The organism is Pseudomonas alkylphenolica (assembly GCF_016009175.1).
GTDB lineage: Bacteria > Pseudomonadota > Gammaproteobacteria > Pseudomonadales > Pseudomonadaceae > Aquipseudomonas > Aquipseudomonas alkylphenolica_B.
The window spans coordinates 1-25,951 of record NZ_JADUCM010000038.1; the positions used below are offsets into that span (position 1 = coordinate 1).

Below are 25,951 nucleotides of genomic sequence, written 5' to 3' on the forward strand. Positions count from 1 at the left end.
ACAATCCCTGCCCCGCCGTGCCCCCCTCACCTCCAACCCCGCCACAACCACCAACCCCCCCCCGCGGCCGCCCCGGCGCCCCCCCCGCCTGCGGCGGGCCGGCGGATGGCTGGTACTTGAAAAAAGTCCTGCCGGATGATCGTTACAGTGCTTACAGCTGATCGTAACGGATTCTCACAAATTTCATACGATCGTTTGAATTCTTAATATGCGACCTACGCCGTCGTACATCCTTGTATTTTCTCGATTTTTACCGACTTTAGCCGACATTTCCCCAACCATTCCCGACACTTCGCTGTGCCAAAAAGCGCCGAACGGACGCTAACCAGTCAGCGGCAGATGCATCGATTAGCAGGGATTTCTGGCATAATCGCGCCCCCTTATGACCGGGTCAGAAAACCTTCATGATCGATTTATTCAGCGGACTTGATGCCTGGGTACTGGTGAGCCTGCTGCTCGCTTTGACCTTCGTACTCGCCTTCGAGTTCATCAATGGCTTTCATGACACCGCAAACGCGGTAGCTACAGTCATTTATACCAAAGCCATGCCTCCGCACCTGGCGGTGTTCTTTTCCGGGGTGTTCAACTTCCTCGGCGTGCTGCTCGGCGGTGTCGGGGTGGCCTACGCCATCGTGCATCTATTGCCGGTAGAACTGCTGATCAATGTGAACACCGGTCATGGATTGGCCATGGTCTTCTCCTTGCTGGCCGCCGCCATCGCCTGGAACCTGGGGACCTGGTACTTCGGTATCCCGGCGTCCAGCTCCCATACCCTGATCGGTTCGATCCTCGGTGTAGGCCTGGCCAATGCCCTGATCAGCGACATTCCATTGGGTGACGGGGTCAACTGGCAGAAGGCAATCGACATCGGCGTTTCCCTGCTGCTGTCGCCAATGGCCGGTTTCGCCGTAGCAGCCCTGGTATTGCTGGGCCTCAAATGGTGGCGCCCGCTGTCAAAGATGCACAAGACCCCCGAACAGCGCCGCAAGCTCGACGACAAGAAACACCCGCCGTTCTGGAACCGCCTGGTACTGGTGATTTCGGCCATGGGTGTGAGCTTCGTGCACGGTTCCAACGATGGTCAAAAAGGCATCGGCCTGATCATGCTGGTATTGATCGGTATCGTTCCGGCGCAGTTCGTTCTCGACCTGAACAGCACCACCTACCAGATCGAGCGCACCCGCGACGCCACCTTGCACCTGAGCCAGTTCTACCAGCGTAACGAAGCCACGCTGGGCGAGTTCCTGGCGCTGGGCAAAGCCAAGACTGGCGATCTGCCAGAGCAGTTCAGCTGCAACCCGCAACAGACCGAACCGACCATCGAAGCGCTGCTCAACTCGCTCAAAGGCGTGACCGAGTACCGTTCGCTGAGCCCGGAAAAACGCGTTGAAGTGCGTCGTTACCTGCTCTGCCTGGACGACACTGCGAAGAAAGTCGGCAAGCTGCCAGGCCTGCAGGCCCGTGAGAAAGCGGACCTCGACAAACTGCGCAAAGACCTGACCGCCACCACCGAGTACGCACCGTTCTGGGTAATCCTCGCAGTCGCCCTGGCCTTGGGCCTGGGTACCATGGTCGGCTGGAAACGTGTCGTACTGACCATCGGCGAGAAGATCGGCAAGCAGGGCATGACCTATGCCCAGGGCATGTCGGCGCAGATCACCGCGGCGTGTGCCATCGGCATGGCCAACGTCTTCAGCCTGCCGGTATCGACCACCCACGTTCTGTCTTCGGGTGTCGCCGGTACCATGGTCGCGAACAAAAGCGGCCTGCAAGGCGGTACTGTGAAGACCATTCTGCTGGCCTGGGTCCTGACCCTGCCGGCAACCGTGGGCCTGTCCGCAGCGCTGTTCTGGTTTGCAACCAAGTTCATCGTTTGAACTGAACCGCATTGAAAACGGCGCCTCCGGGCGCCTTTTTCATGCCTGCGGTCCGGCCTTTACCGACGCTTGCTGCCACCCAGCAGCGAACCCATCAAGCCGCGCACCAACTGACGCCCGAACTGGTTGGCCGCCTGGCGCACCGCCGATTTGATCGCCTGCCCGGCAGCGCTCTGCAGAAATTCTCCAGCCTGGTCGGCGAAGCTCTCTTGCGCAGGTGCCGCCTTCGGCGCTTGCTCAGGCGCCACCTCGCCGCCTTTGCGGGCAGTGAGCATTTCGTAGGCAGACTCACGGTCCACCGGCTTGTCATAACGCCCAGCCAGGGGCGAGGCCGCAATCAAGGCAGCCCGCTCGGCGTCAGTCAAAGGCCCGATACGCGACTGCGGGGGTGCAATCAACACCCGCTGGACCATGCCGGGCGTGCCTTTTTCCTGCAGGATACCGACCAGCGCCTCACCAATACCCAGCTCCGTCAGCACGCTCAAGGTCTCAAAATCGGGGTTCGGACGAAAACCGTCGGCCACCGCCTTCAACGACTTTTGTTCCTTGGCAGTGAAGGCACGCAGGCCGTGCTGGATGCGCAGTCCCAGTTGCGCCAGCACATCATCCGGCAGATCGCTGGGTGACTGCGTCACGAAGTACACACCCACACCTTTGGAGCGGATCAGCCGGACCACTTGCTCCAAGCGGTCCTGCAGCGCCTTTGGCGTGCCATTGAACAACAGGTGGGCTTCATCGAAGAACAAGGCCAGCAGCGGTTTGTCGGCATCACCGCGCTCGGGCAGTTGTTCGAACAACTCCGCAAGCAGCCACAGCAGGAAGGTGGCATACACCTTTGGCGCTTCATGCACCAGGCGGCTGGCATCAAGCAGATGAATGCGCCCACGGCCATCAGCATCCGGGCGCAACAGGTCCTCGAGTTGCAAAGCAGGCTCACCGAACAAGGCTTCGGCACCCTGCTGCTCCAGCGTTGCCAAGCGCCGCAACAGCGCCTGGCTGGAACCGGTGGTCATCAAGGCACTGTCGTCGCCGAGTAGTTGCGGGTTGTCCTTGAGGTGTGCCAACAGCGCCTTGAGGTCTTTTATGTCCAGCAGCAGCAAGCCTTCCCGATCGGCCACTTTGAACGCGGCATACAGCGCCGCCTGCTGGCTGTCTGTCAGTTCCAGCAAATTGCCCAGCAACAATGGGCCCATTTCGCTGAGGGTGGTACGCAACGGATGACCGGATTGCCCGTGGATATCCCACAGACTCACCGGGTACGCCTGTGGCCGGTGCCCAAGCCAGGGCATGCCGGCAATCCGCTCGGCAACCTTGCCCTGCGGATTGCCAACGGCGCCCAGCCCGCACAGGTCGCCTTTGACATCAGCGGCGAATACCGCCACCCCGGCATCGCTGAACGCTTCGGCCATATGCTGCAGGGTGACGGTTTTGCCAGTACCGGTGGCACCGGCAACCAGACCATGACGGTTGGCCAGGCGCATGGCTTGCGCAACCGGTTGTCCGGCCGGGTCGGCGCCAAGAATAAACTGCGAAGTGTCAGGCATGTTTTTTCACCCTCTGTTTAAGCTTTGGCTCGAATCGGCCGATATCTCAATTAGCGATAGACCACCAGAAAGACAGGAAAAGCCCGACAAGGAAAGGGGACCTGCACTGCTTTCAAACTGTTCTTTGTGCGAACGACCCGGATAACAAAACCTTAGCGGACCGACACGTTATGAACAAAAGCCTCCGATTCAGCCACAAGATCCTTCTGGCCGCTTCCTTGATCGTCATGATCGCATTCACACTCTTCACCTTATACAACGACTTCCTGCAGCGTAATGCCATTCGCGAAGATCTGGAAAGTTATCTCGCCGAGATGGGCGACAGCACCTCCACCAATATCAAAAACCTGTTTGATGGCCGCATTCAGCTGGTGCAAAACGTGGCACAGAATATTGCCGCGTTCCCGGGTGCCGATAACCCTGGCACATTGCTTGGCCAACAAGCACTGGTATCAAGTTTCCTGACGGTTTACCTGGGTGACGTCAACGGCGGTTTTACCATTCGCCCGCAAATGAAGATGCCCGATGGTTATGACCCGCGCGTGCGCCCCTGGTACAAAGACGGCATGGCTGCCAACGGCCCGATCCTGACCGAACCCTATATTGATGTCAGCACCGGCAAGATGGTGATTTCGGTGGTGGCCACGGCCGCGCGCAACGTCGGCGTGGTCGGCGGCGACCTCGCGCTGGACGGTTTGAGCGAGATCATCAACTCGCTGAACTTCGGCGGCATGGGCTACGCCTTCCTGGTCAACGACCAGGGCAAGATCCTCGTTCACCCGGACAAAAATCTGGTGATGAAGTCGCTCTCGGACCTTTACCCGCAAAACACCCCGCGCCTGAGCAAACAGCTCAGCGAAATAGAACTCAACGGGGTAACCCGCCTGCTGACCTTCGCCCCGGTCAAGGGCCTGCCATCGGCCAACTGGTACATCGGCCTGTCCATCGACAAGGACAAAGCCTACTCGATGCTCAGCAAGTTCCGTACATCGGCGGTGATTGCCACCTTGGTCGCCGTGGTGATCATCATCGCCCTGCTCGGCCTGTTGATCCGCGTACTGCTGCAACCACTGCACACCATGACCCGCGCCATGGAAGACATTGCCGAAGGTGAAGGCGACCTGACCAAACGCCTGAGCATCCATGGCCAGGACGAGTTCGGCACCCTGGGCAAGGCGTTCAACCGCTTCGTGGAACGCATCCATACCTCAATCAGCGAAGTATCGTCGGCCACCGAGCAGGTCAACGAAGTGGCACTGCGGGTGGTCAGCGCCTCCAACTCATCGATGGTCAACTCCGACGAGCAGTCCAACCGCACCAACAGTGTTGCCGCTGCAATCAACCAGCTTGGCGCTGCCGCCCAGGAAATTGCCCATAACGCCGCCCAGGCCTCGCAACAGGCAAGCTCGGCGCGCCACCTGGCTGAGGAAGGCCAGCAAGTGGTCGACCGCAGCATCGCGGCCATGAACCGTCTGTCGGCCCTGATCTGCACCTCCAGCTCGCACATCGAAACGCTCAACAGCAAGACGGTGAATATCGGCCAGATCCTTGAAGTGATCACCAGCATTTCCCAGCAAACCAACCTGCTGGCGCTGAACGCCGCCATCGAGGCCGCCCGTGCCGGCGAAGCCGGTCGTGGCTTTGCGGTGGTCGCCGACGAAGTGCGCAACCTGGCCCACCGCACCCAGGAGTCGGCGCAGCAGGTACAGAACATGATCGAAGAACTGCAGGTCGGTGCCCGCGAGTCGGTCGACACCATGGGCCAGAGTCAGCGCCACAGCCAGGACAGCGTCGAGATTGCCAACCAGGCCGGTGAACGGCTGGGCAGCGTGACCCTGCGCATCGGCGAGATCGACGGCATGAACCAGTCGGTGGCCACCGCCACCGAAGAGCAGACCGCCGTGGTCGACTCGATCAACATGGACATCAACGAAATCAACATGCTCAACCAGGAAGGCGTCGAGAACCTGCAATCGACCCTGCGTGCCTGCGCAGACCTCGAGCAGCAAGCCAGCCGCCTGAAACAGCTGGTCGGCAGCTTCCGCATCTAAGCCCCTCAGGGCAGCGGCGCACGCCGCTGCCCTGCCCTTCGCAGCGCGATCGAACAAACTATCCTTTATAGAGGTCAACCCAAGGGCGCCTCATCCGCTTCTATTGAATGCCTGATGAGCCCCTGAAGACGATCTCGGAGGGATGCTGATCGTGCACATTGCTGACATCACCATGTTCTACGCCCCCGCCAGCGGTGGCGTACGCACCTATCTTGATGCCAAACATCGTCGCCTTGGACGCCTCCCCGATGTCCGCCACAGCCTGCTGATTCCCGGCGCCAGCGCCCATCACGCCAACGGCCTGTACCACGTCCCGGCCCCTGCCCTGCCGTTTGGCAACGGCTACCGCTTCCCCTTGCGCCTGGCCCCCTGGTGCGCCGTGCTGCAAGAACTTCAACCGGACCTGATCGAAGTCGCAGACCCCTACCTCACGGCCTGGGCCGCCCTGGATGCCAGCCGCCAGCTCGATGTACCGGTCATCGGTTTCTACCATTCCGACCTGCCGTTGCTGGTCAGCAACCGCATGGGCAACTGGTTCACTCCCAACGTCGAAGCCTATGTCAGCAAGCTGTATGGCAATTTTGACCGGGTGCTGGCCCCCAGTCTGGTCATGGCCAACAAGCTGCGTGCACTGGGTATCGACAATGTGCATGTGCAACGCCTGGGCGTGGACCTTGCCGCCTTCCACCCACAGCACCACGACAGCGAACTGCGCCGGCAGCTGCACCTGGCCGACAGCACGCACCTGCTGGTGTTTGCCGGCCGCGGCTCACGGGAGAAAAAGCTGCCGGTGCTGCTCGACTGCATGCAGCGCCTGGGCAAGCATTACCATCTGGTACTGGTCGGCTCACACATGCCCAGCAACGTGCCAGCCAATGTCACGGTCATCGACCACTTCTGCCCGGTCAGCGAAGTTGCGCGCCTGCTGGCCAGCGCCGATGTGCTGCTGCATGCCGGCGATCAGGAAACCTTCGGCCTGGTGGTGCTGGAAGCCATGGCTTGTGCCACACCCGTGGTGGCAGTGGCCGCTGGGGCATTTTGCGAACTCGTCGATGAACGCTTCGGGCGACTGTGCCAACCCAATGACGGTCATGCCATGGCACGGGCCGTACACGAGGTGATTGAGGAAGGCGCGGCGCACCTTGGCGGCCAGGCGCGCTTACATGTCGAACAGCACTATGCCTGGGACGGCGTGATCAAGGGCCTGCTGGCACATTACCGCGCCGTGCTGGGTCATGAACTGCCAGCGCGCGCCCATGCCTGAGCCCCTCAGCTGCACCGGCCAGAGCGTGCTGCTGGTGCTGCACGACGTTGCCCCGCCCACCTGGCCGGACTATCAGGCGTTCGTCGAAACCGTCGACGCCCTGGGCAATATCCCCATCACCTGGCTGGTGGTGCCAAACTTTCACAAGCAGGCACCGCTAGCCCGGGCGGATGCGTTTCGACGCCAGCTGGATCGACGCCTGGCCCGTGGTGACGAGCTGGCATTGCATGGTTACTACCATGCCGATGACGGCCCACCGCCACACTCGCCACGCGACTACTTCATGCGCCGTATCTATACCGTCGAAGGCGAATTCTATGACCTCGACCACGCCACTGCCCTGCAGCGCCTGCAGTCCGGCATGGCGACATTTCAGCAGTTTGGCTGGCCGCTGGCCGGCTTTGTCGCACCGGCCTGGCTGATGAGCGAAGGTACCCGCCGGGCATTGAGCAACCTGCCGCTACGCTATACCAGCGATTCGAGGCACCTGTACCGGTTACCGGATTTTGCTCCCGTCGCTGCCCCTGGCCTGGTCTGGAGTGCCCGCAGCGCCTGGCGCAGAGGGCTATCGAGAGTCGCCTGCGAGGTGTACGTCGCACAGCTTGAACAGGCGCCGGTGATACGGCTTGGCGTGCACCCGGTGGATATGCGCCATGCCGGTGCCCGCCGCTACTGGCTAAAGACCCTGCAACAGTTGCTGGAGCAAGGGCGCACACCGCTGACCAAGCAGGCGTGGCTGGCACAGCAGTAGTATTGCAGGTCAGTCAGGCTCAGCAGGCGGATGCAACTGCTCCCAGAGCTCGGCGGCACCGGGAAAGTCGGTGCCATCTTCGCTGTCCAGCGCATCCGGGTCGTAACGGCTCAGGCAGCCTTCGCCAAGGGTTGGCGGGGCTTTGGAGGTTGCCTTGTCGAGGGGATCGGCCATGGTTCAACCTCCTTGTGCGCGTTAGTTGAAGACCACCGTTTTGTTGCCATGAACCAGCACACGGTCTTCCAGGTGATAGCGCAAGCCACGCGCCAGTACCATTTTCTCGACGTCGCGGCCGAAACGGACCATGTCTTCAATGCTGTCACTGTGGCTGACGCGGACCACGTCCTGTTCGATGATCGGCCCGGCGTCCAGTTCTTCGGTGACGTAGTGGCACGTTGCACCAATCAGCTTCACGCCGCGCAGCGACGCCTGGTGGTAAGGCTTGGCGCCGACAAACGATGGCAGGAAGCTGTGGTGAATGTTGATCACCTGCTGAGCATATTCCTGGCACAGTTGCGGCGGCAGGATCTGCATGTAACGCGCCAGCACCACGACGTCGGCACCGTGCTCTTTGACCAGGCGCGATACTTCGGCAAACGCTGGCTGCTTGTCCTGCGGGTCGACCGGAACGTGGAAGAACGGAATGCCATGCCACTCGACCATGCTGCGCAGGTCATTGTGGTTGGAGATCACGCAAGGAATGTCGCAATCGAGTTCCTTGGCATGCCAGCGGTGCAACAGGTCAGCCAGGCAGTGGGACTCGCGGCTGGCCATCAGTACCACACGCTTTTTCTGGTCGGTGTCGGTGATGCGCCAGACCATGGAGAATTCTTCGGCAATAGGCGCGAAGGCTTCGCGGAATGCCTCGATGCCAAACGGCAAAGTGTTCGCGCGAATTTCGTGACGCATGAAGAACCAACCGCTCTGCTCATCGGAATGATGGTTCGCTTCGTTGATCCAGCCGTTATAGGACGCCAGGAAATTACTGACTTTGGCGACGATGCCAACGCGGTCGGGGCAAGCAATCACCAGCCGGTAGGTGCGCATGAATGAGACTCCAGATACTTCGCAAAGGCGCTCATTCTAACGAGTGCCCGGGAAAACTGCAGTAGGGAATGCACGCGTTCATCGCCGGCAGCCGCACTGTCTGAATGCAGCCCAAGGCCACAGCACATAACGCATTGCAGAGAATTAGCAGTTAGACGCAAGTCTTAGTTTGTAAATTTTTCTTAATCAAATCGATCAAAGCGATTTAAGCCATTACCGGTTAATTGCCCAGTTTAATGTTTACTTGACTGGAAGCTCTGACTATTATTGCCCCACTGTCTCCCTGTTTCCCCCAAATTCCCAAGGATCACTCAATGTCCCTGATCAACGAATATCGCGCTACCGAAGAAGCCATCAAAGAACTGCAGGCCCGCCTGGCCAACCTGTCGAACGACGACAAGCTGAAGAAAGAACTGGAATTCGAAGGCAAATTGCGCAACCTGATGGGCGAATATCAGAAGTCGCTGCGCGATATCATTGCCCTGCTGGATCCGGAATCGAAATCGGGCAAAGCACCTCGCGGCGCCGTTAAAACCACCGGCACCAAGCGCGCACGCAAGGTCAAGCAATACAAAAACCCGCACAACGGTGAAGTCATCGAAACCAAAGGCGGCAACCACAAAACCCTGAAAGAGTGGAAAGCCAAGTGGGGTGGCGATGTGGTTGAAGGTTGGGCAACCCTGCTGGGTTAATCACCCGCCACTGCAACCAAATGTTGCAATGATGAAAAACGCCAGCTTGCTGGCGTTTTTCGTTTTCGCCGATTGCTTAAATAGCGCTTAAAGCCCCATCTGCAACTTCAACGTCTGAGCATGTGCTTGCCACTGCCCGAGTATCTCCCGCTGAGCGGCGCTGGCTTGCGCCCAGCACCCCTGAAGGGCCTGCTCATAATCCCCTAGGGTGTTGGGCGCGCCCATCTGCGGATCACTCAGGCGCTGCTGGCAAAACAGCTGCCAGCGCTGCAGCTCTTGCGCGTTCAAGGTTTCAATAAAGTTTCGCGCACGGTAGCGAAAGAGTAATTCAGGTAAACGCTCGTCATCGAACATCCAGTGCCCCTGGCCTAATTGCTCAGGTTCGACAGTGCGCACTTGCTCGCACAATCGCCGATCACGATCACCGATAAAGCCGTCATACAGCTGCTGCTCGGGATCATCGCAAGGGGCAAACTCTTCCTCTGCGTAGAGGCTTTCCAACTTGGGCTGCCAAATTGACTGCTCCTGTATCAGGCGAGATGCCCGCGCTTGATATAAGGATATATCCAGCTCCAGGCGTTGCTGGTCCTGCGCGCGCACTACATTCAGCGGCGCAACAACCGGGCAACGATTGATGTGCACCAACTTCAACGGCACGGGTAATTGCCCTTCAGGCATCTCTTCACGTCGCGTGTACAAGCGCTGACGTAATGACTCGCCGTCTTCCTGTAATAAAGGCTCCGGATCCATGCCCAAGTCACAGACAATCAGGGCGTTACGGTTACGCGGGTGCCAGGCCAGCGGCAGCACCACACCCAGATAATTACGCGCGGCGGAGAAACGCCCGGAAATATGTACCAGTGGTTTTAACAAGCGGATTTGATCCAGCACTTTCTGTTTGCTGCGTAATTGAAACAACCAGTCATAAAGCTTTGGCTGTTTCTCCCGGATCAATCGCGCCAGGGCGATTGTCGCCCGCACATCACTCAGCGCCTCATGAGCCTGACCATGGTTGATGCCATTGGCCGCCGTGAGCAACTCCAGGCGCAAGCTGACGCGCCCGTCCTGTTCGGGCCAGACGATGCCATCCGGGCGCAAGGCATAGGCTGTACGCACAACATCTATCAGGTCCCAGCGGCTATTGCCGCCCTGCCACTCGCGGGCATAGGGGTCGAAGAAGTTGCGGTACAGGCTGTAGCGCGTGACTTCATCGTCAAACCGCAGGCTGTTGTAGCCGGCGCCGCAGGTGCCCGGGCGAGCCAGTTCGGCGTGCACCCGGGTCATGAACTCAGCCTCGCGCAAACCGTCGCGAGCCAGTTGATCCGGGGTGATGCCGGTGACCAGGCACGCGGCAGGGTGCGGCAGGATATCGTCGCTGGGCTGGCAGTACAGGTTGATCGGCGCCTCGATCTCGTTGAGCTCGAGATCGGTGCGCACACCGGCGACCTGCAAGGGCCGGTCGCTGCGCGGATTGATGCCGGTGGTTTCGTAGTCGTGCCAGAAAATGCTGGTGCTCACGGGGTCGTCCTGAACATAAGATCGACCAGAGTCTAGGGCTACTCGCCTGCCACGGCCAGCTTCACACCGAAGCACCCAGCGGATAGAAGCTGAAATAATTACGCAGGGCCCGGACCAGCTGACTGTATTCGCGTGGTGCCTGCAGCAGCATGAAACCGGCGTCGTAGTGACCCGGCGTCGCATCTTCATGGCACCACAGGCAACTGGCGGTCAGGTTGATCAGGAGCACCCCGCCACCACGGCCGATCACTTTCAGTTGCAACTCGTAATCCGGGCCGACCAGCATGGGCAGCTGGCTGATCAGCATCAGGCCGTCTTCAGAAACGTTACCCAGGTAGCCAATGGGCTGATCGGTATAGCGGTTGAAGACTTTGAGGAAATAAGGGAGCTGATGGCGCTCGATGTGACGCTCGTTAAACATGATCGGGATCGCTGTCGGAGACCCTTTAGCAGGGCCGCGCTAGTGCTGCATTGTCGCTTGTGTTACAGCACTAAGATTAGCCCAACCTGACCCGCGCGTCACAATCGCAGGCGAACACTTTAGTATTATCGCCAAGGCGTGGTGCTGGTCGGGCGGGCCATGGCCGCTTCGCCGCGCAGGTGCCCGAGCTGTTCGAGGGTCTGCAGGCGGGCACGGGCACGATAGGCGTACTCGTTCTGCGGATACTGCGCGATGAGGTACTGGTAGATCTGCGCCGCATCGACGTAAAGCTTCTGGCGCTCCAGACACTGGCCGCGCAACATGGATACCTCGGGGTGCACAAACGGCCGCGCACGGCTGGTGCGGTCGACCTGCGACAGCTCGAGCATGACCTTCTCGCAATCGCCGCGATCGTAGGCGCGGTAGGCATTGTTCAAATGGTGGTCCATCGACCAACGGGTGCAGCCGACGACACTGGTCGCCAGGGCTAGAACGATCAAGGCTCGCATGGGGAATCTCCTGTATTGAGCAGTTTATCGGCATTGCCCGGGAAATCTGTAGACAGCACCTCGCCCCGTTCAAACGCCACCCGCCCGACGGGCAAGGTAGTGCAAAGGAACAATGACTACAGCGAAATTCCAGAGTAGCCTTTCGCTGCGCTTCACTATAGGAGTCTGTGCATGACCATCCGCCGTACCAAAATCGTCGCCACCCTTGGCCCAGCCAGCAACTCGCCGGAAGTTATCGAACAACTGATTCTTGCCGGCCTGGATGTCGCTCGCCTGAACTTCTCCCACGGCACGCCCGATGAGCACAAGGCCCGCGCTCGCCTGATCCGCGAAATCGCAGCACGCCTGGGTCGCCACGTAGCACTGCTCGGCGACCTGCAAGGCCCGAAGATTCGTATCGCCAAATTCACCAACAAGCGCATCGAACTGAAAGTCGGTGATCGCTTCACGTTCTCCACCGCTCACCCGCTGACCGATGGCAACCAGGATATCGTCGGCATCGACTATCCGGACCTGGTCAAGGACTGCGGCGTCGGTGACGAGCTGCTGCTCGACGACGGCCGTGTGGTCATGCGTGTGGAAACCGCCACCAGCGACGCCCTGCACTGCTCGGTACTGATCGGCGGCCCGCTGTCCGACCACAAAGGCATCAACCGCAAAGGTGGCGGCCTGACCGCACCGGCCCTGACCGAAAAAGACAAGGCCGACATCAAACTGGCAGCCGAGATGGACCTGGACTACCTGGCCGTGTCGTTCCCGCGTGACGCCAGCGACATGGAATACGCCCGTCGCCTGCGCGACGAAGCCGGCGGCAGCGCCTGGCTGGTCGCCAAGATCGAACGCGCCGAAGCCGTTGCCGACGACGAAACCCTCGATGGCCTGATCGCTGCCAGTGACGCAGTGATGGTTGCCCGTGGTGACCTGGGCGTGGAAATCGGTGATGCCGAGCTCATCGCGATCCAGAAAAAAATCATCCAGCACGCCCGTCGCAACAACAAGGCCGTGATCGTCGCCACGCAGATGATGGAGTCGATGATCCAGAATCCGATGCCGACCCGTGCCGAAGTGTCCGACGTGGCCAACGCCGTGCTCGACAACACTGACGCAGTCATGCTGTCGGCCGAGAGTGCCGCGGGTGCCTACCCGATCGAAGCGGTCCAGGCCATGGCACGTATCTGCCAGGGTGCCGAAAAGCACCCGACCAGCCAGAAGTCCAGCCACCGCCTGCACACCACGTTCGAGCGCTGCGACGAAAGCATCGCCCTGGCAGCCATGTACACGGCCAACCACTTCCCGGGCGTCAAGGCGATCATCGCCCTCACCGAAAGTGGCTACACCCCGTTGATCATGTCGCGCCTGCGTTCCTCGGTGCCGATCTTCGCCCTGTCTCCACACCGCGCCACCCAGGCCCGTGCCTCGATGTTCCGCGGCGTCTACCCGATTGCCTTTGACCCGGCTGCATTGCCGGCGGAAAAAGTCAGCCAGGCGGCGGTCGACGAGCTGCTCAAGCGCGGCCTGGTCGAACCCGGTGACTGGGTGATCCTGACCAAAGGTGACAGCTACCACAACGTGGGTGGCACCAACGGCATGAAGATCCTGCATGTCGGTGATTCGCTGGTCTGATCAGACCCCGCAATGAAAAAACCGCAGCCTGTGCTGCGGTTTTTTTATGCATGGCCGACGAAGGTGTCGGCAAACAGCTGGTTACGCGGTAAACCGGCGAGAAACATGCGCCGGGAGAACTGTTCGACGCTGGCCGCAGACCCGCAGGCCAGGGTAATTGTCTGACGGGCCTGCAAGCGCAATGCAGCAAGGCTTTGTGGCAGTGTCTGTGGCGTCAGCCGCTCAACCTGCAGGTGTGGGTGACGCTCAACCAGCATGGCCAGCGCCTCGGCCAGGTAGTGCTCGCCGTCATCATGGGCCAGGTGCAACAGGCGAATCGGGCCATGGTGATCCTGGCGCAACGCCTCACGCAAAATGCCCCACAAGGGCGCCAGCCCGGTGCCCGCCGCCAGCAACCACAGCGGGCGTTCCTGCCAGTCGGCGTCGTAGTGCAGAGCCCCCCCACGCAGCTCGCCCAGACGCAGCGTGTCACCGACCCGCAACTGCCGTGCCGCAGCGCAAAAAGCCCCCGGTTGACGGCAATCCAGGTGAAACTCCAGAAAGCGATCCTCACCGGGCAGGCTCGCCAGTGAATAAGGCCGGGCTACGCCGCCCTCACTCCACAGCACCAGGTGCTGGCCCGCCTGATAACGCAGCAACCGCTCAGGTTCCAGACGCAGGCGCAGCACTGTCTGGCTCAACCAGTCGACGCCGGCCACGCTCGCCCCGATGCCATCTTGAAGCGGATCGAACAGGGCGACCTGCACGTCGCTTTCGACCCGGCACTGACAGGACAAACGCCCGCCTTGCTGGCGTTTGACGGGGTCCAGCGCCTCTGGCCGGGCGTCCTGCGGCTGGCCGTCCAGGCATCGGACCATGCAGGCATGGCAACTCCCAGCCCGGCAACTGTAAGGTACGGCCAGGCCAGCCTCGTTCAAGGCATCCAGCAAATTGCTGCCGGTCGCTACCGACCAGCAGCGTTCGCCCACCCGGATATCAGGCATCGACGGCCTCCCACGCGCCCAGGCAACGGTTGCGACCGCTGCGTTTGGCGCGGTACAGCGCCTGGTCGGCGCGGTGCAAAGCGTCATCCAGGTCATCGTCGGCAGCCAGTACGGTCATGCCGACCGACAGGCTCAGGGCATCCACACGCAAGCCCACCGATGGCGGCTGGCTCTGGGCAAAGGCATGTCGCACGCGTTCGCAACAGGCGACCAGTTGCGCCTCAGTGCAATCGGGCATCATCAAGACGAATTCCTCCCCGCCGTAACGCGCCAGTACGTCGGTGTCGCGCAGGCAACTGCTGGCCACACGGGCAAAGGTCTGCAGCACCTGGTCGCCCGCTGCGTGACCGTAAACATCATTGATGCGCTTGAAATGGTCCAGGTCGATCAGCGCCAGGCCATGGCGGGAGCCGCTATTCATCACATCCACTGCCTGCCCCGCCAGGTTGAGGAAATGGCGTCGATTGAACAATCCGGTCAGCTCATCGGTTGCCACCAGTTCTTCCAGTTGGCTCATCATCGCCCGCAAGGTGTCCTGGTGAGTCTGCAAGGCATAGCGCTGTTTGCGCATGCGCTGGCGCGAGCCCTGCACGTAGCGGGCGTACAGACACAACCAGCAGAGCACGACCAGCAAGGTTGTCGCCTGCAGGGCGACCAACGGTCCCTCCAGCCAGTCACCCTTGACCGCCTCCCAGACGCACAGCCCGACAAAACTGGCGAAGATCAATACTGCACAACGCAGGAACGCTTGCCCGCTGAGGTGAAACAGGCCGAACATCAGGATCAGCGGATACACCACCAGAAAGGTACCCCGGGCCTGGTCCAGGTGACTGAGCAACCAGGTCTGCCAGGCCAGTGCCAGCAACACCTGGAATTCGCTCAGGCTGGGGTCGGCGAAGCGCAGGTTGCGGCCACTGACAAATACCCAGCCCAGCAGCAACTGGCACAGCAGCGCCAGGCCGGCGCCACTGAGCAACACGCTGGCCGGCGCCTGGAAGTGCCCGCTGATAAACGCCGCCCACCCCAGGCCCAACACCAGTACATAGGTGCCGGCGGCCAGGAGAAAACGCTTGAGGAGTAGCTGCTGCAGCGCTGTTTCGGTCACAGGGGAATCACCGTGCTGCGGGCCCGTGCAGAGCAGAAAGGGCATGGCAAACCGCCACTTTATGGCGTGTGAAGAATAATTGCCACTTTGCGCCATGCTCCGGCCGCCCTGCCCACGCAAAAACAATGCCTGACCAGGGGCAGACCTTCGTCAGACCACTGATACGTGTACCAACGTGCGATGCACGCTATACTGCCGCGCCTTTTTGCGCCGCAGGCCCAGCCGCCGGTGCGCCGTGAAAGGTCGTTTCGACACCTCGGCCTGTCCGCGTCGGAATACCTTATTGAATGTTCCCGTCTTTAAGAGGAGCGCGCTGCATGACCGTGATCAAGCAAGACGACCTGATTCAGAGCGTTGCCGACGCCCTGCAGTTCATTTCGTACTACCACCCCGTTGACTTCATCCAGGCCATGCATGAGGCCTATCTGCGTGAAGAGTCGCCCGCTGCACGGGACTCCATCGCCCAGATCCTGATCAACTCGCGCATGTGCGCCACCGGCCATCGCCCGATCTGCCAGGACACCGGTATCGTCACCGTGTTCGTGCGCGTCGGTATGGATGTGCGCTGGGATGGCGCCACCATGAGCCTGGACGACATGATCAACGAAGGCGTGCGTCGCGCCTACAACCTGCCGGAAAACGTCCTGCGTGCCTCGATCCTGGCCGACCCGGCTGGTGCTCGTAAAAACACCAAGGACAACACCCCGGCGGTCATCCACTACTCCATCGTTCCGGGTAACACCGTGGAAGTGGACGTGGCGGCCAAAGGCGGCGGTTCCGAGAACAAGTCGAAAATGGCCATGCTCAACCCGTCCGACTCGATCGTTGACTGGGTGCTGAAAACCGTTCCGACCATGGGCGCTGGCTGGTGCCCGCCTGGCATGCTCGGCATCGGCATCGGCGGCACCGCTGAAAAAGCGGCCGTCATGGCCAAAGAAGTGTTGATGGAGTCGATCGACATTCACGAGCTCAAGGCCCGTGGCCCGCAGAATCGTATCGAAGAGATCCGCCTGGAGCTGTTCGAGAAGGTCAACCAGCTGGGCATCGGTGCCCAGGGCCTGGGCGGCCTGACCACCGTGCTTGACGTCAAGATCATGGATTACCCGACCCACGCCGCCTCGCTGCCGGTCTGCATGATCCCCAACTGCGCCGCCACCCGCCACGCCCACTTCGTGCTCGACGGTTCCGGCCCTGCCGACCTCGAAGCGCCGTCGCTGGACGCCTACCCGGAAATCGTCTGGGAAGCCGGCCCATCGGCCCGTCGTGTCGACCTCGACACCCTGACCCCGGAAGACGTGCAGAGCTGGAAGCCGGGCGAGACCATCCTGCTCAACGGCAAGATGCTCACCGGCCGCGACGCTGCGCACAAGCGCATGGTCGAAATGCTCAACCGTGGCGAAGAGCTGCCGGTAGACCTCAAAGGCCGCTTCATCTACTACGTCGGCCCGGTTGATCCGGTGCGCAAAGAAGTGGTTGGCCCGGCAGGCCCGACCACCGCCACGCGGATGGACAAGTTCACCCGTCAGATCCTTGAACAAACCGGCCTGCTGGGCATGATCGGCAAGTCCGAGCGTGGCCCGACTGCGATCGAAGCGATCAAGGACAACAAGGCCGTGTACCTGATGGCTGTGGGTGGCGCTGCCTACCTGGTGGCCCAGGCGATCAAGAAGTCCAAGGTGCTGGCCTTTGCCGAACTGGGCATGGAAGCGATCTACGAGTTCGAGGTCAAGGACATGCCGGTCACTGTCGCCGTCGACAGCAACGGTGAATCGGTGCACATCACCGGTCCCGCCCTGTGGCAGAGCAAGATCGCTGAAAGCCTGGCGGTCGAAGTGAAGTAAACCTCAGGGTTTACTGATACAAAAAAGCGGCAGGGGGTCATTCCCCTGCCGCTTTTTTTTGCCTGTTCCGGCTTCACAGGGTGATGCGCGTGCCCAACAGTTGCAGGAACCCCGCCAACCACGCCGGGTGTGCCGGCCATGCCGGTGCGGTGGCCAGGTTGCCCTGCACATGGGCCTGGTCCACAGCGATATCGACAAACTGCCCGCCCGCCAGGCGAACTTCTGGCGCACAGGCCGGGTACGCACTGCACTCGCGCCCTTCAAGTACACCGGCGGCCGCCAGCAACTGCGCACCATGGCACACCGCTGCAATCGGCTTGCCGGCCTGGTCCATGGACTTGACCAATGCCAACACCTGCTCGTTCAGACGCAAGTACTCCGGCGACCGGCCGCCTGGAATCACCAGCGCGTCATAGTCGTCAGCCTTGACCTGGGCAAAGTCGAAGTTCAGGGCAAAGTTGTGCCCGGGCTTTTCGCTGTAGGTCTGGTCACCCTCGAAGTCATGGATCGCCGTGCGCACCGATTGCCCGGCACCCTTGCCCGGGCACACGGCGTGCACCTGATGGCCAACCATCTGCAGGGCCTGGAACGGCACCATCACCTCGTAATCTTCAACGTAGTCGCCTACCACCATCAGAATTTTTTTCGCGGCCATCTCAGCAACTCCCTCATGTGCGTCAGAAAGGTACAAGACACCATAGACCGTCCTGTCGCCTGGGCTACCCGCGACGATCCAGCAGGTTGACCACCAGCCGGTCGAGCCAGCCCCACACGCGCTGCTGCACGCGCTTCCACAGCGGCCGGGCATGCCAGTGGGCAAGGTCGATGCACAGGCTCTGGGCAAAATCGCGTTCGAAACTGGCGGCCACGGCAGCGGTCAGTGGCGGGTCGAAGGCTTCGACATTGGCCTCGAGGTTGAAGCGCAGGTTCCAATGGTCGAAGTTGCACGAACCAATGCTCACCCAGTCGTCCACCAGCACCATTTTCAGGTGCAGAAAGCACGGTTGGTATTCAAAGATTTTCACCCCGGCACGGAGCAAGCGCGGGTAATAGCGATGGCCGGCATAACGCACCGACGGGTGATCGGTACGCGGGCCGGTCAACAGCAGGCGCACGTCGATACCGTGAGCTGCGGCGCGGCGCAACGAACGGCGAACCTTCCAGGTCGGCAGAAAATAGGGGGTGGCCAACCAGATGCGGCGCTGGCCACTGTTCAAGGCGCGCACCAGCGATTGCAGGATGTCCCGATGCTGACGGGCGTCAGCATAGGCCACCCGGCCCATGCCCCGGCCGCTGTCCGGCACATGCGGCAAGTGCGTCAAGCCAAAGTGTGTCGGCGGACGCCAGGCGGTACGCCGCAGGTTGGCGCGCCATTGGCGGTCGAACAGCATCTGCCAGTCAGCCACCAGCGGCCCCTGCATCTGCACCATCACTTCGTGCCAATCGCTGACAGCCTCGCCCGGCATCCAGAACTGGTCCGTCACACCCGTGCCGCCCACCACCGCCCAGCGTTGATCGACCACCAGCAACTTGCGGTGATCGCGGTACAGGTTGCGAAAGCCCCGGCGCCAGCGCAGACGGTTGTACAACCGCAGTTCGACACCCGCGGCCAGCAAGCGCTGACGCAGGCTCAGGGTGAACGCCAAAGCCCCGTAGTCATCGAACAGGCAACGCACCTGCACGCCGCGTTCGGCAGCCAGCACCAGTGCCTGCACCATGGCTTCGGCGCAAGCACCGGCCTCCACCAGGTACAGTTCGAGGTCGACCTGCTGCTGCGCCTGTTCGATGGCATCGAGCATGCGCGGAAAGAATTCGGGACCGTCGATCAATAACTCGAACCGGTTGTTCTCTCGCCAGGGGAAAACCGGTCCGGCCATATCAGCGCGCCGTGAAGATCAGCACCGCGGCCACCGGCACCGACGGGCTGATGGATTTAAGCCCGGCCAGCTTGCGCAAGGTCTCCAGGCCAGGTGCCAGGTCAAAGTCTTCAGCGCGCAGCATCAACGGCTCCAGGGTCACGACCTGAAAGCGCCGCTCATCCAGGCGCGTGGCCAGCAGCAAAGCGTTGTAGCTGTGCTCCTTGCCATGCAGTTCAACGGTCAGCGGCAAGCGCAGTTCGACCTGGGCACCGTTGGCCAGGTCGTTGATCGGCCGCAGGTCGATCTGGGCGCTGACCTTGGCTTCCGGAAAGCGGGCAAACTCAAACAGCGACTGGCGCATGCGCTCATCACGCAGCGGTACGCCACTGCTGTTGGAATCCATCTCGATCTGCAGCTGGGCCGCGCCTTTACGGTCAACCTTGCCGTGCAGTACGAGGAAACGATGGACTTCGGCGGTATCGCCATTTTTGCTGGTGACAAACGACAGGCGCGACGATTCGCCATCCAGGTGCCAGTTGGCGTGGGCCGAAAAACTCAACAGGGCGAGCAGGGCCAGTAAAAGACGGGACGCAGAGAACATGAGAAATCCTGTAACACAGAGGCCGTCAACCTTACCCGCCTGCCTTCACGGCAGCAAGCCGCAGCCCGCCTGCTCGCCTTGCCAGCGGGCGCGGCGCTCGACACCCAGCCCCCGGGCTGCGACCTCACGGGTTTGCGTGCGTTCTTCAAGAGCACTTAGCGGCAGGTACTGGCGCACATAGGCCTGGCAGTAAGCGGCATCAAAGCCCATCACGAAGCGGCAGGAACAATATTCCTTGGCCGAGTAAGCACTGAGGATAGCGCTAAAGTCCGCCAGTGCCTGACGCTCGTACCAGACCCAGCCTCCCGCCAGTAGCACTAGCAGCACCAGCACCCGCTTCATGGCTGCCTCCCGGCCTGTGCGGCGAGCACACGCTTGAGCAGCTCGTCATGGGCGAAGCGTCCATCGCGGTCATCGGCATAACGCACGATTACCAATTGCTCATGGGGCAGAACATAGAGTGCCTGCCCCCAATGGCCCAAGGCGGCAAAGGCTTCGGCCGGCGCATTCGGCCAGGGCCGCCCGGCTCCGGGCAATGGCTGATTAAGCCACCAATGCCCGCCGGGGGTTGCCTCCCCGGGTTGGGCCGCTGCGTTGGCAAACGGGGTGCGGTTGAATGCCACCCAGTCCTTTGCCAGCATCTGCTGTGACTGCCAGCGCCCCTCGCGCAGCATCAGCAAGCCGATGCGTGCCAGATCGCGAGCGCTCATGTACAGGTAGGAAGAACCGACCAGCGTGCCGCTGGCATCACGCTCCCACACCGCCGAGGTAATGCCCAGTGGGGTGAATAACGCATCCCAGGGGTACTGCCCATAGCGCTCGGCCCCCACCATGCTACGCAAGGCCGCCGCCAGCAGATTGCTGTCGCCACTGGAATAGAGAAAACGCTGCCCCGGTTCGACCGCCGCAGGCCGCGCAGCAGCATACGCGGCCATATCCGCGTGTCCCCGGGTGTAGAGCATGGCGACCACCGAGGAATGCAGCGGTGCGTATTCGTAATCCTCCTGCCACTCAAGACCGCTGGCCCAATGCAGTAAATCCTCGATACGCACTTCGGGATGGGCCTGCATGGGCGGGTAAAAACGCGCGACCGGATCATCCAGTGCAAAGCGGCCTTCGCTGCACGCTACCCCCAGGAGCGTGGCCAGCACACTCTTGCTGATCGACCAGGTCAGGTGGGGAGTGTCCCGGGTGGTAGGCGCCGCGTAGTGTTCATAGACAATCCGCCCGTCCTTGATAACCAGCAGTGCATCGGTCCGCACACCGTCACGCTGATGTTCATCGCGCCCGGCGAAGGCATAAGCCTGAACATCCCGCCAGTCAGCGCTGTTGGCCTCTGGCGCCATGGCCCACTCCGGCACAGGCCAGGCCTCCTGGCCATGGGCGCAGGCACTGCTGAACACCAGGCTGAGCACCAGCCGCGACAGCGCTTTGATCATGCCACGTTACTCAAGACCGACGTTGGCCAAGTCTAGCGATGCTTCATGACAATCCTGCGCTGGCCCAGGCCTTGGCCAGGCGCTTGGCCCGCGCCGCGCTGGCAATCTCCAGCAACCCCTGGTCGCGCTGCCACAGCGTCGCCCACTCGCCCGGGGTGTTTTGCAATGCCTGGTTGATCTCTTCCCTGAGCGCGGCGAACTGCGCAAAAAGGCCGCCCAGCAGCAGGTGGCAGGCCATGGAATCGGCGCACAGCCGAGTACCTTCGGCGCAGCCTCCGAGCAGGCCGATCAACCGCAACTGTATGCCTTGCGGCCAGCCGTTGTCCTGGCCGACGCCATACAACCACGCGCACAACGCGCTCAGCACATACAGGTCTTCGAGCGTGCGGAACGGTTTGACATAGGCATCCCAGCCATCCCCCGCCAGGCGTTCGCACAGGGCCTGGTCCAGGTGCAGCCTGGCGTGGCCGACCTCAGGCATCAGCGGCAGGGGCGGCAAAGGCTCCAGGCTCACACCCGGTTCGCCGGGATAGACCACGGCCAGACTCAGTTGCGGCAAATCACCCGGCGCCTCGCAGCGCGCCGCCACCAGTAGCCAGTCGGCATCCAGCCCCGCAGTGACGAAGTCTTTACTGCCGCTCAGGCGCAAATCGTTCAGGCGTACCTGCATATCCGCCGGCCGCACGCTGCGCCGCTCACTGGCGCACAACGCGCCGAGGCTGGCCGGGGCACTGGGCCACAGCACCCGCAACGCCGCCTGGTAACCCACCAGAAAGGCCAGCCCCGGCGTTGGCATCGCCCGTGCGCCAAGTACCGCCAACTCGAATGCACTGACCGCGCCCAGGCGAGCCAACAGGCCGCTGTAGGTGTCGGCAAGGCTGGCCGACAGGGGGTGTCGCTCGGGATCGTTGAGTCGTTGCAACCAGACCATTTCATCACTCCTTGGGGGCTGTCATCCAAGCATCACCAAAGGTTCACAGGGGTGACACCGCGTCTACCTAGGCTGAGCTTGCACAACAAAGTTGACCGGCCGCAACCCCATGGCTGGCTTACGGAGACTCGCAATGACTCGGATCGCACGCTCTGGCGACAACAGCACTGAACGCCGTCTGCAAGCCGAACGCCTGGTCGGCCCCGCCGCCCTGCAAGAAGCACAGGCCCTGCGTTTCAGCGTATTCAGCGGTGAGTTCAAGGCCAAACTCAAAGGCGCCGAGCTGGGCCTGGACATGGACGACTACGACATTCACTGCCGGCATATCGGCGTACGCGATCTGAACAGCGGGCGCCTGGTTGCTACCACCCGCCTGCTCGACCACCAGGCCGCCAACAGCCTGGGCCGTTTCTACAGCGAAGAAGAATTCAGCCTGCACGGCCTGGGTCACCTGCAAGGGCCGATCCTCGAACTGGGCCGTACCTGCGTCGACCCGGCCTACCGCAACGGTGGCACCATCGCCGTGCTCTGGGGCGAACTGGCCGAGGTGCTCAATGAGGGCCGCTACAGCTACCTGATGGGTTGCGCCAGCATCCCCATGCAGGACGGCGGCGTGCAGGCCCACGCGGTCATGCAGCGCCTGCGCGAGCGCTACATGTGCACCGAGCACCTGCGCGCCGAACCGAAAAAGCCGCTGCCGAACCTGGCCCTGCCGGGCAACGTCATTGCCGAGATGCCGCCGTTGCTCAAAGCGTACATGCGCCTGGGGGCGAAAATCTGCGGCGAACCCTGCTGGGATGAAGACTTCCAGGTTGCCGACGTTTTCATTCTGCTCAAGCGCGACGAGCTCTGCCCGCGTTACGCCCGCCACTTCAAGGCGGCCGTCTGATGTTGCGCCTGCGCGTCATGGCACGCGTCCTGCGGGTGATGCTGGTGGTGCTGTTCGGGTTGGCGATGGCGGCGGTGTTCACGCTTTATGAGCGCTTGCAGGTTCCGGCCTCGGCCGAGCGCCGCCAACGCTGGTCGCAGCTGTTCATGCGCAAGCTCAGCAACGCCCTGCCCTTCAAGGTCCGGGTCAGCGGCCAACTGCCACAACAGCCGATGCTCTGGGTCAGCAACCATGTGTCCTGGACCGACATCCCCCTGCTGGGCATGCTCGCGCCGTTGTCGTTCCTGTCCAAGGCCGAAGTACGCAGCTGGCCGGTGGCCGGCTGGTTGGCGCTCAAGGCCGGTACCCTGTTCATTCGTCGTGGCGGCAGCGACAGCCAGATGCTGCGCCAACAGATCAGCCAGCACCTGCAGCAGGCCTGCGCACTGTTGATCTTTCCCGAAGGCACCACCACCGATGGCCGCGGCCTGCGCACCTTTCACGGGCGCTTGCTGGCCAGTGCCATCGACTGCCAGGTGCCGTTGCAGCCGGTCGCGCTACGCTACCTGCGCGACGGAAAAGCGGATCTGGTCGCACCGTTCATCGGCGATGACGACCTGCTGTCGCACCTGATGCGTCTGTTTGCCCATGACTGCGCCGAGGTGGAGATCCAGCTGCTGACGCCCATTGCAAGCGCCGGCGAAGAGCGCGCGGCCCTGGCCTACAAAGCGCAACAAGCGGTGCAGGTCGCGCTGTTCGGTGCTCAAACCCCCGCCGCCGAGCCGCAGCGCCGGGCCAAGGCGGCCTAACCCTGAGTCAGGGCCTTCCCGGCGAAGGCCTGTAGTTCGGGGTAAAACGCGCGGAAATCTTCGCTCAAGGGCGTGTACAACGCCTCGACTTCCTCCAGCGCACCCTCCATGCCCTCGGGGCGCGACAGGCGCCGGGCGATGCCGCGAAACACCGGCCCGAGCACCGCAAACTCGCGGTAAGAGCCCAACCAGTCATCGGCGGCCATGTGCGGTGCGATCTGCGCCAGGCGCCCGGGCAGATCGGTTTGCGTGGTCAGCACCTGATAGAACCTGCCGGTGAACTGCTCCAACGGTTGCTCGTTGTAGTCCTGCCAGTGCACAGCAAGGCAATGGTCGAAAAACACATCGAGGATGATCCCGGCATAACGCCGACGTGATGCGGGAAAACGGCGTAGGGCCTCATGGACCAGCGGATGGCTGTCGGTGAACACATCGATCTGCCGATGCAGGCGGATCGCGGCTTCCAATGGCAAGGGAAACCGGCCCTGCAGCGGCCCTTTGACGAAATCGCCATAGAGGCTGCCGAGCAATTGCTCGGGCTGCTGGCCGCCGAGATGAAGGTGTGCGAGGTAGTTCATGTGCCCAGTCTAGCACTAGCGCACTCTATATCGTTATAACCCGATATAGCGATTTACGCTGAGCTCAGAACCTCTTCATATTTGTATATCGCGAAATACCGATTTATATTTCGGCTCATCGCGATATACCGCTACACAACCATGAGCCCAACCATGCCTCTCGATCTCGACGAAATAATAAAAGCCCTGGCCCACCCAGTACGGCGAGAAATTCTCAACTGGCTGAAAGACCCGGACGTGCAATTCCCTGACCAGCACCACAGCACCGAACACGGTGTCTGCGCCGGCCAGATCGATCAACGCTGCGGCCTGTCGCAGTCTACGGTCTCGGCCCACCTGGCCACCTTGCAACGTGCGGGTCTGATCAGCAGTCAGAAGATCGGGCAATGGCACTTTTTCAAACGCAATGAGGAAACCATCCAGGCCTTCCTCAAGCAGATGAGCCAAGAGCTCTGACAAGGACCTTGCAATGCCCCTTTCCCTGTTGATCCTGGCGCTCAGCGCCTTCGCCATCGGCACCACAGAGTTCGTCATCATGGGCCTGCTGCCCGATGTTGCAGCGGACCTCGGCGTGTCGATTCCCGGTGCTGGCTGGCTCGTCACCGGTTACGCCCTGGGCGTCGCCCTCGGTGCGCCGGTCATGGCCCTGGCCACCTCAAAGCTGCCACGCAAGGCGGCCTTGATCGCGCTGATGGGCGTGTTCATCGTCGGCAACCTGTTGTGTGCGGTGGCCAGCGATTACAACCTGCTGATGTTCGCCCGCGTGGTGACCGCCCTGTGTCACGGTGCATTTTTCGGCATCGGTTCGGTGGTGGCTGCCAGCCTGGTGCCGGCCAACCGCCGCGCTTCAGCAGTCGCCCTGATGTTCACCGGCCTGACCCTGGCCAACGTCCTCGGCGTACCACTGGGCACTGCGCTGGGCCAGGTCTACGGCTGGCGCTCGACCTTCTGGGCAGTGACGGTGATCGGGGTGATTGCCTTGATCGGCCTGATCCGCTTCCTGCCGTTTCGCCATGACGAGGAAAAACTCGACATGCGCGCCGAACTGGCAGCCCTCAAAGGCGCAGGTATCTGGCTGTCGCTGTCGATGACCGTGCTGTTCTCGGCGTCGATGTTTGCACTGTTCACTTACGTGGCGCCCTTGCTCGGCGATGTCACCGGCGTTTCGCCCACCGGCGTGACCTGGACCCTGCTGCTGATCGGCCTGGGCCTGACCCTGGGCAACATTCTCGGCGGCAAGCTGGCAGACCGTCGCCTGAGCGCCACCCTGATCGGCGTGTTCATCAGCATGGCAGTGATCTCCACCGCGCTCAGCTGGACGAGCGTTGCGGTAATCCCGGCGGAGATCACCCTCTTCCTCTGGGCCACGGCTGCCTTTGCCGCCGTGCCGGCCTTGCAGGTCAACGTGGTGACCTTCGGCAAGGCCGCACCCAACCTGGTATCGACCCTGAACATTGGCGCATTCAACCTGGGCAATGCCTTGGGCGCCTGGGTCGGCGGTACGGTAATCGCACAAGGACTGGGCCTGACCCGCGTGCCCCTGGCTGCCGCCGCCCTGGCGGTGCTGGCCCTGATCGTCACCCTGATCACCTTCAACCAGCGCGGCGACAAGGCCGAACTGGCACCTGCGACTCACTGAT

At 61.7% G+C, this 25,951-nt stretch carries 25 protein-coding genes and 2 pseudogenes; 12 read left to right on the top strand and 15 right to left on the bottom strand.

The annotated features are described in order from the left end of the window. The first annotated feature begins 404 nt into the window (after positions 1 to 404). Positions 405 to 1,877 carry an inorganic phosphate transporter gene (locus I5S59_RS23170; protein ID WP_197878639.1) on the top strand — a complete coding sequence of 491 codons (1,473 nt, stop codon included), beginning with the start codon at positions 405 to 407 and terminating at the stop codon, positions 1,875 to 1,877. Between the two features lie 59 nt (positions 1,878 to 1,936). Here I5S59_RS23170 and I5S59_RS23175 read toward each other — a convergent pair whose 3' ends face one another. Beyond that, a complete protein-coding gene (locus I5S59_RS23175; protein ID WP_197878640.1) occupies positions 1,937 to 3,421 on the bottom strand; it encodes a helicase HerA-like domain-containing protein in 1,485 nt (494 codons plus the stop codon). Between the two features lie 314 nt (positions 3,422 to 3,735). Here I5S59_RS23175 and I5S59_RS26805 point away from each other — a divergent pair. The 4 genes and pseudogenes from I5S59_RS26805 to I5S59_RS23190 all read left to right on the top strand — a co-directional run. Then, positions 3,736 to 4,614, top strand: a pseudogene (locus tag I5S59_RS26805) (cache domain-containing protein); the annotation flags it as partial. Positions 4,615 to 4,875: 261 nt separating this feature from the next. Further along, positions 4,876 to 5,472, top strand: a pseudogene (locus tag I5S59_RS26810) (methyl-accepting chemotaxis protein); the annotation flags it as partial. Between the two features lie 142 nt (positions 5,473 to 5,614). Next, the gene (locus I5S59_RS23185) at positions 5,615 to 6,736 is read left to right on the top strand and encodes a glycosyltransferase family 4 protein (RefSeq protein WP_197878642.1); all 1,122 of its coding nucleotides are present in this window, start codon (positions 5,615 to 5,617) and stop codon (positions 6,734 to 6,736) included. Beyond that, a complete protein-coding gene (locus I5S59_RS23190) occupies positions 6,729 to 7,487 on the top strand; it encodes a DUF2334 domain-containing protein (protein ID WP_197878643.1) in 759 nt (252 codons plus the stop codon). The genes I5S59_RS23185 and I5S59_RS23190 overlap by 8 nt, the downstream gene beginning before the upstream one ends. A gap of 9 nt (positions 7,488 to 7,496) precedes the next feature. Here the strand turns inward: I5S59_RS23190 and I5S59_RS23195 are convergent, their stop codons facing one another. Next, positions 7,497 to 7,661, bottom strand: a complete 165-nt coding sequence (locus I5S59_RS23195; RefSeq protein WP_197878644.1) for a hypothetical protein — start codon at positions 7,659 to 7,661, stop codon at positions 7,497 to 7,499. A 21-nt stretch (positions 7,662 to 7,682) separates the two neighbouring features. Continuing rightward, complete coding sequence (gene purU / locus I5S59_RS23200; protein ID WP_197878645.1) at positions 7,683 to 8,534, bottom strand: formyltetrahydrofolate deformylase; 852 nt, start codon at positions 8,532 to 8,534, stop codon at positions 7,683 to 7,685. Between the two features lie 314 nt (positions 8,535 to 8,848). Here purU and mvaT point away from each other — a divergent pair, with 314 nt between their 5' ends. Continuing rightward, positions 8,849 to 9,226 carry a histone-like nucleoid-structuring protein MvaT gene (gene mvaT, locus I5S59_RS23205; protein ID WP_197878646.1) on the top strand — a complete coding sequence of 126 codons (378 nt, stop codon included), beginning with the start codon at positions 8,849 to 8,851 and terminating at the stop codon, positions 9,224 to 9,226. Positions 9,227 to 9,313: 87 nt separating this feature from the next. Here the strand turns inward: mvaT and sbcB are convergent, their stop codons facing one another. From sbcB to I5S59_RS23220, 3 genes are all read right to left on the bottom strand, one after another. Continuing rightward, positions 9,314 to 10,744: an exodeoxyribonuclease I gene (gene sbcB / locus I5S59_RS23210; protein WP_197878647.1), complete on the bottom strand. Its 1,431-nt coding sequence runs from the start codon at positions 10,742 to 10,744 to the stop codon at positions 9,314 to 9,316. A 61-nt stretch (positions 10,745 to 10,805) separates the two neighbouring features. After that, positions 10,806 to 11,165, bottom strand: a complete 360-nt coding sequence (locus I5S59_RS23215) for a PilZ domain-containing protein (RefSeq protein ID WP_197878648.1) — start codon at positions 11,163 to 11,165, stop codon at positions 10,806 to 10,808. A gap of 125 nt (positions 11,166 to 11,290) precedes the next feature. Next, a complete protein-coding gene (locus I5S59_RS23220; RefSeq protein ID WP_197878649.1) occupies positions 11,291 to 11,674 on the bottom strand; it encodes a tetratricopeptide repeat protein in 384 nt (127 codons plus the stop codon). A 171-nt stretch (positions 11,675 to 11,845) separates the two neighbouring features. Here I5S59_RS23220 and pyk point away from each other — a divergent pair, with 171 nt between their 5' ends. Next, the gene (pyk, locus tag I5S59_RS23225) at positions 11,846 to 13,297 is read left to right on the top strand and encodes a pyruvate kinase (protein ID WP_197878650.1); all 1,452 of its coding nucleotides are present in this window, start codon (positions 11,846 to 11,848) and stop codon (positions 13,295 to 13,297) included. 44 nt (positions 13,298 to 13,341) lie between these two features. On the opposite strand, the gene I5S59_RS23230 is transcribed toward pyk, so the two are convergent. Both I5S59_RS23230 and I5S59_RS23235 read right to left on the bottom strand, forming a co-directional pair. Beyond that, the gene (locus I5S59_RS23230) at positions 13,342 to 14,280 is read right to left on the bottom strand and encodes an iron-sulfur-binding ferredoxin reductase (protein WP_197878651.1); all 939 of its coding nucleotides are present in this window, start codon (positions 14,278 to 14,280) and stop codon (positions 13,342 to 13,344) included. After that, positions 14,273 to 15,385 carry a sensor domain-containing diguanylate cyclase gene (locus I5S59_RS23235; protein WP_197878652.1) on the bottom strand — a complete coding sequence of 371 codons (1,113 nt, stop codon included), beginning with the start codon at positions 15,383 to 15,385 and terminating at the stop codon, positions 14,273 to 14,275. The genes I5S59_RS23230 and I5S59_RS23235 overlap by 8 nt, the downstream gene beginning before the upstream one ends. Positions 15,386 to 15,702: 317 nt before the next feature. Between I5S59_RS23235 and I5S59_RS23240 the strand changes: the two genes are divergently transcribed. Beyond that, entirely contained in the window at positions 15,703 to 17,226 is a 1,524-nt protein-coding gene (locus I5S59_RS23240) for a fumarate hydratase (protein ID WP_197878653.1), read from the top strand. 73 nt (positions 17,227 to 17,299) lie between these two features. Here the strand turns inward: I5S59_RS23240 and I5S59_RS23245 are convergent, their stop codons facing one another. The 6 genes from I5S59_RS23245 to I5S59_RS23270 all read right to left on the bottom strand — a co-directional run bounded on the left by I5S59_RS23245 (position 17,300) and on the right by I5S59_RS23270 (position 22,056). Next, positions 17,300 to 17,881: a DJ-1/PfpI family protein gene (locus I5S59_RS23245; RefSeq protein ID WP_197878654.1), complete on the bottom strand. Its 582-nt coding sequence runs from the start codon at positions 17,879 to 17,881 to the stop codon at positions 17,300 to 17,302. 64 nt (positions 17,882 to 17,945) lie between these two features. Then, entirely contained in the window at positions 17,946 to 19,103 is a 1,158-nt protein-coding gene (locus I5S59_RS23250) for a phospholipase D-like domain-containing protein (protein WP_197878655.1), read from the bottom strand. A gap of 1 nt (position 19,104) precedes the next feature. Next, complete coding sequence (locus I5S59_RS23255; protein WP_197878656.1) at positions 19,105 to 19,686, bottom strand: YceI family protein; 582 nt, start codon at positions 19,684 to 19,686, stop codon at positions 19,105 to 19,107. A 45-nt stretch (positions 19,687 to 19,731) separates the two neighbouring features. After that, positions 19,732 to 20,028: an amidase gene (locus tag I5S59_RS23260; RefSeq protein ID WP_197878657.1), complete on the bottom strand. Its 297-nt coding sequence runs from the start codon at positions 20,026 to 20,028 to the stop codon at positions 19,732 to 19,734. Further along, entirely contained in the window at positions 20,025 to 21,125 is a 1,101-nt protein-coding gene (locus tag I5S59_RS23265; protein ID WP_197878658.1) for a serine hydrolase domain-containing protein, read from the bottom strand. Before I5S59_RS23265 ends, I5S59_RS23260 begins: the two co-directional genes overlap by 4 nt. A gap of 43 nt (positions 21,126 to 21,168) precedes the next feature. After that, complete coding sequence (locus tag I5S59_RS23270; protein ID WP_197878659.1) at positions 21,169 to 22,056, bottom strand: acyl-CoA dehydrogenase; 888 nt, start codon at positions 22,054 to 22,056, stop codon at positions 21,169 to 21,171. A gap of 133 nt (positions 22,057 to 22,189) precedes the next feature. Between I5S59_RS23270 and olsB the strand changes: the two genes are divergently transcribed. Then, entirely contained in the window at positions 22,190 to 22,945 is a 756-nt protein-coding gene (gene olsB / locus I5S59_RS23275) for an L-ornithine N(alpha)-acyltransferase (protein ID WP_197878660.1), read from the top strand. Then, positions 22,945 to 23,733 carry a lysophospholipid acyltransferase family protein gene (locus I5S59_RS23280; RefSeq protein WP_197878661.1) on the top strand — a complete coding sequence of 263 codons (789 nt, stop codon included), beginning with the start codon at positions 22,945 to 22,947 and terminating at the stop codon, positions 23,731 to 23,733. Before olsB ends, I5S59_RS23280 begins: the two co-directional genes overlap by 1 nt. Here I5S59_RS23280 and I5S59_RS23285 read toward each other — a convergent pair. Continuing rightward, on the bottom strand, positions 23,730 to 24,311 hold the full coding sequence (locus tag I5S59_RS23285) for an ACP phosphodiesterase (RefSeq protein ID WP_197878662.1): 582 nt from the start codon (positions 24,309 to 24,311) through the stop codon (positions 23,730 to 23,732). The genes I5S59_RS23280 and I5S59_RS23285 overlap by 4 nt on opposite strands. A gap of 153 nt (positions 24,312 to 24,464) precedes the next feature. Here I5S59_RS23285 and I5S59_RS23290 point away from each other — a divergent pair, with 153 nt between their 5' ends. Then, positions 24,465 to 24,767 (top strand): ArsR/SmtB family transcription factor, encoded by a 303-nt coding sequence (locus tag I5S59_RS23290; protein ID WP_038607345.1) that lies wholly within the window; start codon positions 24,465 to 24,467, stop codon positions 24,765 to 24,767. A gap of 13 nt (positions 24,768 to 24,780) precedes the next feature. Next, positions 24,781 to 25,950, top strand: a complete 1,170-nt coding sequence (locus tag I5S59_RS23295) for an MFS transporter (RefSeq protein WP_197878663.1) — start codon at positions 24,781 to 24,783, stop codon at positions 25,948 to 25,950. Position 25,951 lies beyond the last annotated feature (1 nt).